The sequence below is a fragment of the Flavobacterium panacagri genome (assembly GCF_030378165.1).
Taxonomy (GTDB): Bacteria; Bacteroidota; Bacteroidia; order Flavobacteriales; family Flavobacteriaceae; genus Flavobacterium; species Flavobacterium panacagri.
Genome location: NZ_CP119766.1, coordinates 2,253,236 through 2,267,244 on the forward strand (window position 1 = coordinate 2,253,236; position 14,009 = coordinate 2,267,244).

At 33.3% G+C, this 14,009-nt stretch carries 11 protein-coding genes and 1 tRNA gene; 5 read left to right on the forward strand and 7 right to left on the reverse strand.

Annotated features, from left to right (window positions below; genetic code table 11):
• Positions 1–489: 489 nt before the first annotated feature.
• The gene (locus P2W65_RS10195; protein WP_289665340.1) at positions 490–1,071 is read left to right on the forward strand and encodes a hypothetical protein; all 582 of its coding nucleotides are present in this window, start codon (positions 490–492) and stop codon (positions 1,069–1,071) included.
• 145 nt (positions 1,072–1,216) lie between these two features.
• Here P2W65_RS10195 and P2W65_RS10200 read toward each other — a convergent pair.
• Positions 1,217–1,289: transfer RNA gene (locus P2W65_RS10200), tRNA-Met, on the reverse strand.
• Positions 1,290–1,406: 117 nt separating this feature from the next.
• Here P2W65_RS10200 and era point away from each other — a divergent pair.
• From era to P2W65_RS10220, 4 genes are all read left to right on the forward strand, one after another.
• On the forward strand, positions 1,407–2,288 hold the full coding sequence (gene era, locus P2W65_RS10205) for a GTPase Era (RefSeq protein WP_179001194.1): 882 nt from the start codon (positions 1,407–1,409) through the stop codon (positions 2,286–2,288).
• A 148-nt stretch (positions 2,289–2,436) separates the two neighbouring features.
• Positions 2,437–3,033, forward strand: coding sequence for a CHAP domain-containing protein (locus tag P2W65_RS10210; protein ID WP_289665342.1), 597 nt, complete (start codon positions 2,437–2,439; stop codon positions 3,031–3,033).
• Positions 3,034–3,325: 292 nt separating this feature from the next.
• A complete protein-coding gene (gene der / locus P2W65_RS10215; RefSeq protein WP_289665343.1) occupies positions 3,326–4,636 on the forward strand; it encodes a ribosome biogenesis GTPase Der in 1,311 nt (436 codons plus the stop codon).
• Between the two features lie 157 nt (positions 4,637–4,793).
• A complete protein-coding gene (locus tag P2W65_RS10220) occupies positions 4,794–7,550 on the forward strand; it encodes an outer membrane beta-barrel protein (protein ID WP_289665345.1) in 2,757 nt (918 codons plus the stop codon).
• A gap of 247 nt (positions 7,551–7,797) precedes the next feature.
• Here the strand turns inward: P2W65_RS10220 and P2W65_RS10225 are convergent, their stop codons facing one another.
• The 6 genes from P2W65_RS10225 to P2W65_RS10250 all read right to left on the reverse strand — a co-directional run bounded on the left by P2W65_RS10225 (position 7,798) and on the right by P2W65_RS10250 (position 13,979).
• The gene (locus P2W65_RS10225) at positions 7,798–8,535 is read right to left on the reverse strand and encodes a DUF2490 domain-containing protein (protein ID WP_289665346.1); all 738 of its coding nucleotides are present in this window, start codon (positions 8,533–8,535) and stop codon (positions 7,798–7,800) included.
• Between the two features lie 125 nt (positions 8,536–8,660).
• A complete protein-coding gene (locus P2W65_RS10230) occupies positions 8,661–9,206 on the reverse strand; it encodes a hypothetical protein (protein WP_289665347.1) in 546 nt (181 codons plus the stop codon).
• A gap of 201 nt (positions 9,207–9,407) precedes the next feature.
• Positions 9,408–11,954, reverse strand: coding sequence for a TonB-dependent receptor (locus tag P2W65_RS10235; RefSeq protein WP_289665348.1), 2,547 nt, complete (start codon positions 11,952–11,954; stop codon positions 9,408–9,410).
• A 246-nt stretch (positions 11,955–12,200) separates the two neighbouring features.
• On the reverse strand, positions 12,201–12,614 hold the full coding sequence (locus P2W65_RS10240) for an RrF2 family transcriptional regulator (RefSeq protein ID WP_012023964.1): 414 nt from the start codon (positions 12,612–12,614) through the stop codon (positions 12,201–12,203).
• Positions 12,615–12,707: 93 nt separating this feature from the next.
• Positions 12,708–13,538 carry a TPM domain-containing protein gene (locus tag P2W65_RS10245; RefSeq protein ID WP_289665351.1) on the reverse strand — a complete coding sequence of 277 codons (831 nt, stop codon included), beginning with the start codon at positions 13,536–13,538 and terminating at the stop codon, positions 12,708–12,710.
• 3 nt (positions 13,539–13,541) lie between these two features.
• Positions 13,542–13,979 (reverse strand): TPM domain-containing protein, encoded by a 438-nt coding sequence (locus tag P2W65_RS10250; protein ID WP_289665352.1) that lies wholly within the window; start codon positions 13,977–13,979, stop codon positions 13,542–13,544.
• Positions 13,980–14,009: the final 30 nt, after the last annotated feature.

Consider the following 14,009-nt stretch of genomic DNA (forward strand, 5'->3'; position numbering starts at 1 on the left):
ATCGAACCACAAAAAAAAGCCTGAGAAATCTATATTTCTCAGGCTTTACATATTTTTTAGTAGCGGGAACAGGACTCGAACCTTTGTCCGCCGTGGCGGATATGAGCCCAAATGAGCTGGTCGAAAATTTTTAAAAATAAAAAAACACCAGCTTTTTCAAGTGGTGTTTTCCTTAGTAGCGGGAAGCATTGAAATATCTAACCAGATTATCTTGGATTATTACAGTATTTTAGCATGTGCATCTTAATTTTTTTCTGATTTTTGTTTGCATTGCTACTTATATAAATGCCCAAAAGCACGAATTATATTTGTAGTTCTTTCGATTGTTTGTAGTGGAAAAATTGTATATTTGAGAATAAAAAATGTGTAATAATTATCAAGTATATCTACTCCAATTCAGGTGAGATGTCTGGTTTCATAACACATAAATAAGTTAACTTAAAGTATGCCGACTAGAAACTAATTAAATAATTTAATAAAGCAAGGTTAATGAAAAACACATTTACTTTTATACTTTTTATCACTTTTTACTTTGGTTCATATGCTCAAAACAAGACTGGAAGTTGGACTTTACAACAATTACAAGCAAGATTCACACATAAAAATTATACTGAAAAAGTACTCTTAGATTTTCAAAAAACAATGGTCAGATCCGAAGAAAGACCGCAACTTAATGAAGATATTCCTGGCGAAGTAATTTCGTGGACTGGTCGAAATGGAGACTTCTCGTGGCACGAAACCTATCTTATCCAAAAAAACAAAGTACAAAATGTGGAGTTAATACCTAAAGACAATCTTTTTTTTAAAAAATTAAATAGTTATGCTTCGGGACAATCTAAATTTTCTTACGGAGCCGATTTGTGGAGTTTTGCATTTGTGGAAAAGAAATTAAAAGACAATTTTTACTTGATTGGAGTGGTAGCAAGATCATTTAGTTCCATGGAAGATATTATTACTGACGATATCTTGATATATGATTTAAAGTATAAAACGAGGGATTTTAAAGAATTTAAATTGGTTCGATTCAAAGATAGTCGTAATGAAGAATGGAAAGAAGTTGGCGAGTATTGATTTTTTGTATAAAATATAGAAAACAACTCTAGAGCTGTTCTGAGTTCTGCTCAAAAGCTAAGCGAATGTCTCTGACTTCGCACCCGCAATCTAAATCAAATATAAACAAAAAAGCTTCAGATTTCTCTGAAGCTTTTTGTCTGTGTAGCGGGAACAGGACTCGAACCTGTGACCTTCGGGTTATGAGCCCGACGAGCTGCCTACTGCTCTATCCCGCGATGTTTCGGGTGCAAAGATACGCCGATTTTTTAGAAATCCAACGAAAACTTTAAAAAATGTTTTATTTTCTGTATTGAGTTGATATGACTACCTTTGCACCTTAAAATAGTAAGCAAATGTCACATAAAGCAGGTTTTGTAAACATTATCGGAAATCCAAATGTTGGAAAATCAACATTGATGAACGCTTTCGTTGGAGAACGATTATCAATTATTACATCAAAAGCACAAACAACACGTCATAGAATTCTTGGAATCGTAAACGGAGAAGATTTCCAATTGGTATTGTCTGATACTCCGGGAATCATCAAGCCGGCGTATGAAATGCAGGAATCGATGATGAACTTTGTAAAATCAGCTTTTGAAGATGCTGATATTTTAATTTACATGGTCGAAATAGGCGAGCAGGATTTAAAAGATGAAGATTTCTTCAAGAAAATTATTCACGCTAAAATCCCTGTTTTATTGCTGTTAAATAAAATCGATAATTCGAATCAGGAACAATTAGAGCAGCAGGTTTCTTTCTGGAAAGAAAAAGTACCAAATGCAGAAATTTTCCCAATTTCAGCTTTACAGAACTTTAACGTTCCAGAAGTCTTCGGGAGAATTGTAGAATTATTGCCAGAATCTCCGGCATATTATCCAAAAGATCAATTAACAGACAAACCAGAACGTTTCTTTGTGAATGAAACCATCCGTGAGAAAATCTTATTGAATTACGCTAAAGAAATTCCGTATGCAGTTGAAATCGTAACAGAAGAATTTTTTGAAGACGAAAAAATTATCAGAATTCGTTCTGTAATTATGGTGGAGCGCGATACACAGAAAGGAATTATTATCGGACATAAAGGTGCCGCTTTAAAGAAAGTAGGAACAGATGCCCGTGCCGATTTAGAGAAATTCTTCGGAAAACAAATTCATATCGAACTGTATGTAAAAGTGAACAAAAACTGGAGAAGCAATGCCAACATGCTGAAACGTTTCGGGTATAATCAGTAAAATGTTTTGGGCGTGTCCCTCCGGGTCGTCCCGATAGCTATCGGGATTCGGCTTTATCTTTTGCTCCGTTTCACTTCACAAAAGGATATCGCCTCAATCCCTCACGCAAACAAAACTCAAAAGAACTATTGATTTATAAAGAAAATAAATGAAAGGTAAAAAGACTGCTCTCATCATAATTTCGGTTTTAGTTTTGGGCTATACAGGAATAAAAGTTGTAAAGAAAATAAACTTAAACTCTCATTATAAAATAGGTCAGGCGCTGGATAGCTTAAATGGAGTAAAAGTTTATTATAACGGAGGAGTAGATCATATCGCAGGAAGAAACGTTACAAAAGATAATTACAATTTAGGACTTAAATATCAGTGCGTTGAATTTGTAAAACGTTATTATTACGAACATTACAAACATAAAATGCCTGATGCTTACGGACATGCAAAGGATTTTTTTGATCCAAGAGTAAAAGATGGGGAATTGAACTCAAAAAGAGATTTAACTCAATATACAAATCCAAGTAAAGAGAAACCTGAAGTTGGGGATTTGATGATTTTTTCAGGATCAATATTAAATAGATTTGGACATGTTGCGATAATATCCAAAGTTTCTGAAAATGAAATCGAAATTATTCAGCAAAATCCAGGGCCATTTAATGATTCCAGAGAGAAATTTGAATTAGAAAAGGAAAAAGGCTATTATAAAATCAAAAATGAAAGGCTTTTGGGTTGGCTAAGAAAAAAGAAATAATTAAATGTTCTTGAAACCTTAAATCATAGCCCAGATAGAAGCGACATCCTTTTCCTGGTCTCGTTTTTTTATAACGAGACCAGAAAAAGATATAGCGGATAGCTGGATTAGCTCCTGAAAAATAACAAGAAAGTGATAAAAAACTTAGGTACTTAGAAACTTAGCGTCTCAGCAACTTTTTTTAACTACCTTTGCAAAAAATTTAAATAAGGCATTTTGGATTTATAATTTATTGTGATTTAGTCAAAAACGAAATCGGAATTGTGAATCTAAAATCTAAAATTCAAAAAAAATGAGTAATAACATTGTTGCGATAGTAGGAAGACCTAATGTGGGGAAATCAACCCTTTTCAATAGGCTGATACAAAGAAGAGAAGCTATTGTAGATTCAGTATCTGGGGTGACCCGTGATAGAAACTATGGTAAAAGCGAGTGGAACGGAAAAGAGTTTTCTGTAATTGATACCGGTGGATACGTTCGCGGATCTGATGACGTATTTGAAGGTGAAATCCGTAAACAAGTAGAGCTTGCTATCGACGAAGCCGATGTTATTATTTTTGTGGTTGATGTTGAAGAAGGAATTACGCCAATGGACGAAACCGTTGCAAAATTGCTTCGTAAAGTAACAAAACCAGTTTTATTGGCTGTAAATAAGGTGGATAACGCTATGCGTGAAAAAGATGCGATTGAGTTTTATAATCTTGGATTAGGAGATTATTTTACTTTTGCAAGTATCTCGGGAAGCGGAACAGGGGATTTATTAGATGCTTTAATCGATGCATTTCCAGAGAAACCAGAAGTTGAGGTTAAAGAAGATTTACCTCGTTTTGCAGTTGTAGGACGTCCAAACGCTGGAAAATCTAGTTTTATCAATGCTTTAATTGGTAAAGACCGTTACATTGTAACTGATATTGCAGGAACAACTCGTGATGCCATTGATACTAAATTTGACCGTTTTGGTTTCGAATTTAATTTGGTTGATACTGCGGGAATCCGTCGTAAAGCAAAAGTAAAAGAAGACTTAGAGTTTTATTCTGTAATGCGTTCTGTACGTGCAATCGAACACGCCGATATTTGTATTTTGGTTATCGATGCAACCCGCGGATTTGAAGGTCAGGATCAGAGTATTTTCTGGTTGGCAGAAAAAAATAGAAAAGGAGTAGTAATCTTGGTAAACAAATGGGATTTGGTAGAAAAAGACACCATGTCTACCCGTGATTACGAAGAAAAAATCAAAAAAGAATTAATGCCTTTTACAGATGTGCCAATTTTATTCGTTTCGGCATTAACTAAACAGCGTTTGTTAAAAGCATTAGAAGCAACAGTTCAAGTTTTTGAAAATAGAAAACAAAGAATTGCAACTTCAAAATTCAACGAATACATGTTGAAAGTAATTGAAGCATATCCACCACCAGCGACGAAAGGAAAATATGTGAAAATTAAATATTGTATGCAATTGCCAACTCAAACACCTCAGTTTGTCTTTTTTGCTAATATGCCACAATATGTTAAAGAACCTTACAAGAGATATCTAGAAAATAAGATTAGAGAAAATTGGGATTTTGCAGGAGTTCCAATTGATATTTATATTAGAGAAAAATAAAAACAAAGAAGTCCCCAAAACAGGGGACTTTTTTATGTTTGGTAATTAAATAATTACAGTATTGGTTTTTTATTGGCATTATATTTGAATAAATGTGAAAAACACAATTAAACCTTTTGCATTTTTTAAAGTCTTAATGTTCTAACTAACCTAATTTATGACCAGAATTTATTCGTTTCTATTGTTTTTAGCTTTTGTTTATTCGGCAAATGCCCAAAATAATATTGTTGTTAAAGGAACTGTAATTGATATTAATACACAGCTTCCGCTTGAACTTGCCACTGTCTATTTTACCACTGTAAAAGATTCTACTATCATTGAATATGCTACGACGGATAAAAATGGAAATTTCCTCATTAATACCAAAAAATTTGATAAACCTGTTTTTTTAAAAGTAAATTATACGGGATACCAAGCTTACTTTGAAGAGCAAAAAGGTCTTACTGAAAGTAAAGACTTTGGAAAATTATATATGATTGAAAATGCCAATGTTTTAAACGAGGTTATAGTAAAATCTGAAGCTCCGCCTATTACCATTAAAAAAGATACTTTAGAATTTAATGCACCATCATATAAGGTTCGTCCAGATGCAAATGTTGAAACTTTATTGAAGCAATTACCCGGATTTGATGTTGATAATTCTGGAAAAATTACGGTGAATGGACGTGAAGTCAATCAGGTTTTAGTGAATGGAAAAGCATTTTTTGATAAAGATGGTGCTATAGCCATTAAAAACCTTCCAGCAGATATTATTAAAAAAGTTCAGGTTTCTGACTTTAAAACAAAAAAGGAAGAGCTTGCTAAGCAGGAATCGACTTCAGATTATTCGAGTATTAATATCACTATTGACGAAAAGAAAAATAAAGGTTATTTCGGAAAAGTTCTCGGCGGATATGGCTCGGACGAACATTATGAAAGCAGTTTGATGATGAACTTTTTCAAAAACAAACAAAAAATCAGTGTTTTAGCTTCTTCCAATAATATTAATTCAACTGGCTTTTCGATGGATGAGGTTTTTGATAATATGGGAGGCGGAAGAAATGCAAAAGGAGGTCAGGGCGCGAGCAGTGGCGGAAGAGGAATTACACAATCGACTTTGGCCGGTATTAATTATTCTGACGATTGGACGAGAGATTTGGAGTTTATGAGCAGCTATAATTTTACGAATGCGGTAACTAAAAATGATAGTAAATCGAATCAGGTTAGTTTTTTGCCAACAGGAAATATTGTAACAGAGGCTGATTCTAAAACCAAAAATGAAAATACGGGGAATAATGCCAATTTTCAATTAGAATATAAAATCGACCCGACGATGCGTCTTGTTGTGGCTCCAAATTTAAATCAATCCAATTCTTCTAATACAAATTCTTCTTTTAGTTCTTCAGTAGATGAAAATGGTGATGCACTAAACGAAAGTACATCAAGCTCTCATACTACAGGATCTAATACGAATTTTGCGAACAGCATAAATTTCAATAAAGTATTTGAAAAAAAGTCACGAAATCTGAGTATTGTTTTTAATAACAATAATTCAAAAAATAGCTCGAACGGAATTAATATTTCTGAAACTATTTTCCACCAAGACGGAAAACCGAATGATGAAAGAAATCAGAATGCAAAAAACACTTCAAAAAGTGATACTTATGCTATTGATTTAGAATATACAGAACCAATTACAGATTCACTTCGTGTACGTTTTGGAACTGATTTTAACTGGCAAAATTCTATAAATGATCAGAAAACATTCAATTTTGATGAAGATACTGATCAATATTCTGATTTGAATTTATCATTGACAAATTATACAACTTCAAAGCAGAATTCGATTTCTCCAAAAGTTGGGATTACTTTACAGAAAAGTAAATTTACACTGAATTTAAACTCAAGAACTTCAATTGTGGAGTTTGATAATCATTCTTTTTATTTGAATCAAGCAACTGATTTGAATAAAAGATATATGCTTCCTTATGGAAATGCGCAACTTCGATACAAATTTAATAGATCTAAGAATTTAACTTTTAAATACGATTATTCGAATGCGCTTCCGTCAGCAACGCAATTAATGCCGGTGGCGAATTTAAATAATCCATTAAATAGTGTAATCGGTAATCCAGATTTAAATCCAATTGAGAAAAATAGTGCCGGAATCGATTTCAAGAACTTTGATTTTAGGACTCGTTCTGGATACAGTGTTTATATTAGAGGGGATTATTATAATAATGACGTAGTTTCAACTTCAATTTATGATGATAGCGGAAAAAGAAATACGACTTATGTAAATATTTCAGGAACTTATTCGACATCTATTGGTGGAAACTGGAATCAGCAGATTAAAAAAGATGCGCATACTTTACGTTACGGCTTGCGTTTAAGCGGAAACTATAATTTTGATAAAGGATTTACAAATGCAGAATTGTATAGTGCCAAATCAATTGTAGTAACACCAAGTGTTTATGCTTCTTACGATTATGGGGAAGTACTTTCTATCGCACCATCTTATAGTTTATCATACAACGAAACACGATATGAGAATTTTTCTAGAGATGCAACTTCAAATGTAATTCACAGAATAAATCTACAAACAACTTCATATTGGCCTGCGAATTTGATTTTTGGAAATGATTTTGGATATACCTATAATTCAAATATTTCAGGTGATTTTAAGAAAGATTTCTTTCTTTGGAATACTAGTTTGTCTTATGGTTTCTTAGATAAAAAATTATATGCAAAAGTGAAAGTATACGATGTTTTAAATCAGAACCAAAGCGCAACAAGAACGATTTCTGCAACTTCGATTCGTGATGAAGAAAATACCGTTTTAAAACGCTATGTAATGTTTTCTCTAGCATACAAAATTGGAAACTTCGCTGAAAGTAAAAAAGGAGGAAGAGGAAGACAGAGAGGAGGATTCTAGTAGCAAAGTTACAAAGTTACAAAGTTACAAAGGGAGAAAGAATAAAAAAACGGCAAATCATAAAATGATTTGCCGTTTTTTTTATAGTAAAATCTAAAATCTAAAATCTAAAATCTAAAATCTAAAATCTAAAATCTAAAATCTAAAATCTAAAATCTAAAATCTAAAATCTAAAATCTAAAATCTAAAATCTAAAATCTAAAATCTAAAATCTAAAATCTAAAATCTAAAATCTAAAATCTAAAATCTAAAATTTTCTATTAATTCTATGGTAAACGGTAAATCTGATAATATCTCGATCATAAAAATCTACACCGCTGGCACGTCTTTGGAAGTTTTTGAGGTATCCCAATTCTAAACCAAGATGTGGAGTGAAGTGATACCGCAATGCAGCATAAATACGATTTTGATCAAAAGTATTTCTTTTGTTGTCTTTTCCGTAATTGAATAAGACTTCGTCAGATAGGGTACCTTTTAAGCTGTTCTGATCTTTTTCCCAAAGGGTAAAAGTAGATTGCAGTCGATATCTAAATCGGTATGCAAAGGAGAACTCGTTTAGAAGCCCGTTTTTATCTGCTTTTTGTATAAAACGTTCTTCTAATTGAAAACGATTATGAAAGGTAATTCTAGCAATATCATTTATGAGAGTCAAATCTTGCTGCGCTCGATATTCAGGAACGGAATAATCTGGATCAATATTTGGATTTTGTGTATTGACATTAAAATAAGCAAATCCACCACCAAAATCCATTAATTTAGTTGCTCTGTAACGAGCCTGAGAACGGATTACAAAAAGATTTTCGTGAATAGGATTAACAAAACTTCGATTGTCAAATTCAGAATGAATGGCCCATTTTTCACTTAAAGGAAAGATATTGTAATAACGAATCCAAGTCAGAGTCTGCTGATCGGTTTTCTTTATATTTTGTGCTGATAAAATCGAACCAGCTAAGATTAAAATAAGTATTAATTTGAAAATCTTCATTCAATCAATAAAATTCAGGCTGCGAATATATACAAAGAGGAGTATATGATTTGAAATTTGATTTGTTTTTTATTCTGCTTTTTGTTTGATTTTGTGATTGTTTTAAAAGTAAAATGTTTTCTTGTTTAAATATTGGAGTTATGTTTTGAATCAGCTGCGATTAAAATTTCTTTTTTAAAATTTAAGAATAATTCAAGTTGAGGTATGATTTCCATTTCTAAAAAACGAACTTCAGGATTATTTTGATTTTCATTTCTTATTTGATTGGTTAATTTGTTGTTTTTTGTAGTAGAGCCCGTTTTGATTGTTAGTATATAACAAAAACTATCCATTTTCGATTTGGTTGTGATATTCAGAATAGCATCTAATGTTGTGATTTCTTTTTTTTCGAACGGTGTAATTTTGTAGAATTTATTTTCAGTTTTGTCAAAAAGAAATGTTGTACTATGTTTGATTTTTAATCTGTAGATATAACTAAGAGAAAAAAAAATACTGACCAAGATTGCAATAACGATTCCATTTTTGGAATCATTTAGGTAGTAATAAATGACTCCAAGAGCTAAAAAACAAATTACTAAAAAGAAATTTAAAGGAAGGTTCAATTTTACATACCAATAAGGATTATAAGAAATTTGATTGGCTGAAACTGTAAAATTGTAATAATGCTGCATTATAGATACTGAATTAGTTTTTCCTTTTTTAAAACTATATCTATTACAATAAGATTTTTAAAGTCTTAAATAGTAAATATCATTTCTTTGAATAAGATAAATTACCACATTAAGGTTTTTAAATAACAGTTTAAGGTTTTTGTAAAAAAAATGAGATATGTTTTTAAAGCATATCTCATTTTTACTCATTAGTTTATTTTATTATAGCGAATATTTCAAAGTAATTCCATAGGTTCTTTGATCACCTAAAACTCCTGCATATTGTCCTGCATTTCCACCTGCTGGCAATAACTGCTCATAGTAATCTTTATTTAAAAGGTTACGTCCCCAGAAGTGAACAGATAAACCTTGTGAAGCACGGAAACCTAAACGAGCATTAAAAATAGCATAACCTTGAACAACCAAATATTTAGATGCAGAAGGGCTTGAGGAAAACTCAGAGCGAGCATAAGAATCAACAGCCAAGAAAATTTTTCCTGCATTTCCAAAGAATTTAGCACGATCAGAAAGTTCTCCTCCTAAAGATCCTGCCCATCTTGAAGCGCCAGGAAGTGCAGATCCAGAAACATCTTTAAAGGATACTGGAGCTCCAGTTTCTTCTAATGGAAGCGGTGCATTTGTAAATTTTACATATTTACCATCTGTATAAGTTGCAGCTCCATTAATAGTTAAGTGCTCGCTAAATACAAAACTGGCATCTACTTCTACACCTTGCACGCGTACTTTATCAGCATTAGCAAGATAACCACGGTTTACACCCAATTCAGCAGCCTGAACATTAGTTTGGAAATCATTTATATCCGTTTGAAACAAGGCTAAGTTGAAAATTGAATTTTTGAAAGGAGAAGTTTTTACTCCAACCTCATAATGATATACTTTTTCTGGTTTAATAACAGCCAGTTCAAGCAGCGGTTGTCCAGCTGAGTTTGTTGGAAGTCCAGCAACGTTTACACCGACTGGTTTGTAGCTTTTTGCGAAAGTTCCATAAGCATTGATTTTATCTGAAGCTTTAAAAGTAACTGTAATGTTCCCTGAAAAGTCTGTGTTATCAATCGCTGAATCAAATGCCTGATCTGAATATACTTGTTTTTTCAAAGCTAATAATGCTGGGTCTGTTGTTTGTAAACCTCCGTATGTTGTACGAGCATAATGCGCATCTTTTTTATCAAAATTATAACGTAAACCTGGTAAAACATGCAGACGATCTGTAATAGCCCAGTCAATCTGACCAAATACTGCAGCACTTGAAGCTCGAATGTTGGCATCCGTTTTAATTCCATATCCTTCAAAAAGACCTGGAGTTTTCCATAGAGCACTAGTTGAACTTTGTGCAAATCTCCATTGTGCATTTCCAGATTCTTCCGTTCCATCAGTCTGCGATGTCTGATCAATAAAGAATACTCCAGCAACACCACTTATTTTTGAAGTAATTTGTCCAGCGTAACGAACTTCTTGTGTAATCTGTGTTTGTCTTGTTGGGTTTTGAGATTTAGCTAATACTTGTAATCCTGTAAAATCTCTATCATTCGACGGATCCCAATTCCAGAAACGCCATGCCGTTGTAGAAGTAAGAGTTCCACCTCCAATTTTAGTATCAACATTCAAAGAGAAACCTCCCATATCTTGATTTGATCTCCATGGAGTATCGTGATCAATTTTACGATCAAAAGCATTTAAGCTTGGTAGCTGATAATTTAAATCGGCAATAATAGCATCAAACTGTCTGTAAGCTGCTCTTTGCGTTGGTGCAACGCCTGCAATAACTTGTGCATATCCGTCAGGGCGCTGTGTTGTGATGTCAGCAGCAAAAATAACATTTGTATTTACAGTTGGTGTCCAAAGCAATTGTCCTCTAATTCCTTGGTTGCTCAAAGTATTTGTTGGTCTTCCAGTTGCAACGTTGTCCACTAAACCGTCGCGAGAAGTACCCGAGAAAGATATTCTACCAGCTACTTTACTTCCTAAGGCTCCAGTAACAGATGCTTTAGCCTGTAAGAAAGAATAATTTCCATAGCTAAGTTCAAAATCAGCACCAGAAGTAAAACTTGGTTTACGAGTTGTAATGTTAAAGGCTCCAGAGGTTGTGTTTTTTCCAAACAAAGAACCTTGTGGGCCACGTAAAACCTCAATTTGTTCTACATCGATAAAATCAAGTGTTGTAGCAGCTGGACGAGCAAAATATACTCCGTCAACGTAGAATCCAACTCCCGGATCGATACCGTCATTGGTTAATCCGAAAGGAGAACCTAAACTTCTAATGTTGATTCCAGTATTTCTTGGGTTCGAAGAATAAAGCTGAACAGATGGTACTAATTCTTTAATACGATTCACGTTAAAAGCTCCAGTTTGTTCTGCTTGTTTTCCTGTGATTACAGAAATGGCAATTGGCACATCTTGAACTTTTTCGATTCTTCTTCTAGAAGAAACTACAACTTCGACAAGTTCGTTTTCTTCTCTAAGTGCAACTTGAATTGGATTTGCTGGAATAGCAGTTAATTCGATTTCTGTTGTTTTGTATCCAACATATTGAATTAAAAGAGTCAATGGCAGTCTTCCTTCAGAATCGATGACGAATTTACCGCTGTTGTCTGTGATAGCGCTATGAGTAGTTCCTTTAATTACCACGTTTACTGCTTCTAAAGGAATGTTTTCACTTGTTGTAACTACACCTTCAATATTTTGTGCAAATGAGATAGAGAAGGTTAAAAAAGATAATATTGTAAAGATATTTTTTATAGATGCTTTCATTTTTATATTAAGTATATATGATTAGTAGAGTTTAAAAATAAATTTTTTTAACAGCACATACACATCATACATGAATTGCCAGAAGCAGTTCTGAAAAGCTTAGTTTTATTTTGCAAAAGTTTTGTAACACCCGAGGGATTAAAATGTACTTTCATGAGATAGAATTTTGTTATTGGTTTGTTAATTATTTTTTGCAAATATATGTAATTAATTCTATCGATTTACTAGGGATTAGAAAATATTTTTTTATTTCTTTACTAATGAAGCGATTGTAATGCCTTCCATAGCCTTCAAAGTTTTATCTCTGATAAGCATTAAACCGTGACGCAGACTGCATTCAGACTCGGTTTTACAATCGGAGCAAGGCTCGTAAAAATTTAGTGAAGCACATGGCAAAAGAGCAATTGCACCGTCAAATAATCGGTGAATTTCTGCCAGAGTGATGTCATTTTTTGATTTAATTAGATAATATCCACCAAATTTCCCCTGCTTACTGCTCACAAAACGGCCGCGTTTTAGATCCAATAAAATCTGTTCTAAAAACTTTTTAGGAATATTGGCTCCATCAGCAATTTCTACAGTTCTAGAAATGTGATTTTCGTCTTGTTCTGCTAAATAAAGTAAGGCCTTAAGGGCGTATTTTGCTTTATGTGATAACATCTATTAATAAATTGTAAAATGTAAATGTATGATTTTTTAATATTGAAACCTAAACTCGACGTCTGAAACAAAGAAAATTAGAAGCATCCTAAATTACCAGCTTCCTCCAGAACCACCTCCCGAGAATCCGCCTCCGCCAAATCCTCCGCCGAAGCCTCCGCCTCCGCCAAAACCACCACCGGATGATCCGCCTCCGAAGCCTCCAAATCCGCCGCCACCGCTTCTTCCAAGATTACTTAGAATAATAACGTCAAGCAGGCTAGGGCCTCCACCATTACTGCCAGAATTTCCTCCTCCGCCTTTTTTATTTCGGGCAAGTAAAATCAAAATAATTACAACAATTACGATAAAAGGTAAAACGGGAAAATCTTGTCCCTTGGCTTTTTTGCGCTCTCCTTTGTATTTTCCTTTAAAAACATCAAAAAGAGCATCAGCACCTTTGTCAAGTCCTCGATAATAGCTTCCAGCTTTAAATTCAGGAATAATAATGTTTCTTGTAATTTCTCCGCCAATACCAGCAGTTAAACGATCTTCTAATCCGTAACCTGGAGAAATCCAGATTTTTCTTTCGGTTTTAGCTAATAAGATTAAAACACCGTTATCTTCTTTTGCTTGGCCAATTCCCCATTCCTGAGCCCATTTTGGAGTAAGAATACCAATATCTTCGCCTTTCAAGCTTTCGATAGTAATCACTACAATTTGTGTAGAAGTGGAGTCGGAATAACGAACTAGCTTTTCTTCCAATTGCGTTTTTTCAGAAGCACTTAAAACATTAGCGTAGTCGTAAACAGAAGTTTGAAAATCGGGTTTTTTTGGGATATCGAATTGCGCAAGAAGAGTATTGCAAACAAAAAAAGCGATAAACAAAAAAGTAAACTGAAAAATTCTATTGGAATTTGAGTTTTTATTTTTAGAATTTTTCATCATTTATCCTTTAGAAATTTCGTTTGATAATTCGTTGATATCATCTTCTTGAGATGGGAAATATTTTTTCAGTTGTTCTCCAGCATTTAGAATACCATCAACAATTCCCTGCTTAAAATTTCCAGCTTTAAAATGATTTATCATAATGTCTTTGGTACAATCCCAAAAATCATTAGACACTAAATCATTAATTCCTTTGTCGCCACAAATCACAAAGTTTTTATCCTCAACAGCAAAATAGAGTAGAACCCCATTCTGTAATTTAGTTTCATCCATTCGCAATTCATGAAAAACTTCTAAAGCTCTATGGTAATGAGCTTTAGAAGTAGTTTTTTCTATATGTACTCTAATTTCGCCAGAAGTATTGTTTTCAGCCACACGAATAGCTTCAACAATTTCATGCTCTTCTTCTTTGGTTAAAAAATCTTCTACTTTTGACATGGAAATGATTTTAGAGTTTATATTATAGAT

Coding starts and splice junctions, on each gene's coding strand:
- P2W65_RS10195 (WP_289665340.1), top strand. CDS start 490: ATGAAAAACACATTTACTTTTATACTTTTTATCACTTTTTACTTTGGT.
- era (WP_179001194.1), top strand. CDS start 1,407: ATGTCACATAAAGCAGGTTTTGTAAACATTATCGGAAATCCAAATGTT.
- P2W65_RS10210 (WP_289665342.1), top strand. CDS start 2,437: ATGAAAGGTAAAAAGACTGCTCTCATCATAATTTCGGTTTTAGTTTTG.
- der (WP_289665343.1), top strand. CDS start 3,326: ATGAGTAATAACATTGTTGCGATAGTAGGAAGACCTAATGTGGGGAAA.
- P2W65_RS10220 (WP_289665345.1), top strand. CDS start 4,794: ATGACCAGAATTTATTCGTTTCTATTGTTTTTAGCTTTTGTTTATTCG.
- P2W65_RS10225 (WP_289665346.1), bottom strand. CDS start 8,535: ATGAAGATTTTCAAATTAATACTTATTTTAATCTTAGCTGGTTCGATT.
- P2W65_RS10230 (WP_289665347.1), bottom strand. CDS start 9,206: ATGCAGCATTATTACAATTTTACAGTTTCAGCCAATCAAATTTCTTAT.
- P2W65_RS10235 (WP_289665348.1), bottom strand. CDS start 11,954: ATGAAAGCATCTATAAAAAATATCTTTACAATATTATCTTTTTTAACC.
- P2W65_RS10240 (WP_012023964.1), bottom strand. CDS start 12,614: ATGTTATCACATAAAGCAAAATACGCCCTTAAGGCCTTACTTTATTTA.
- P2W65_RS10245 (WP_289665351.1), bottom strand. CDS start 13,538: ATGAAAAATTCTAAAAATAAAAACTCAAATTCCAATAGAATTTTTCAG.
- P2W65_RS10250 (WP_289665352.1), bottom strand. CDS start 13,979: ATGTCAAAAGTAGAAGATTTTTTAACCAAAGAAGAAGAGCATGAAATT.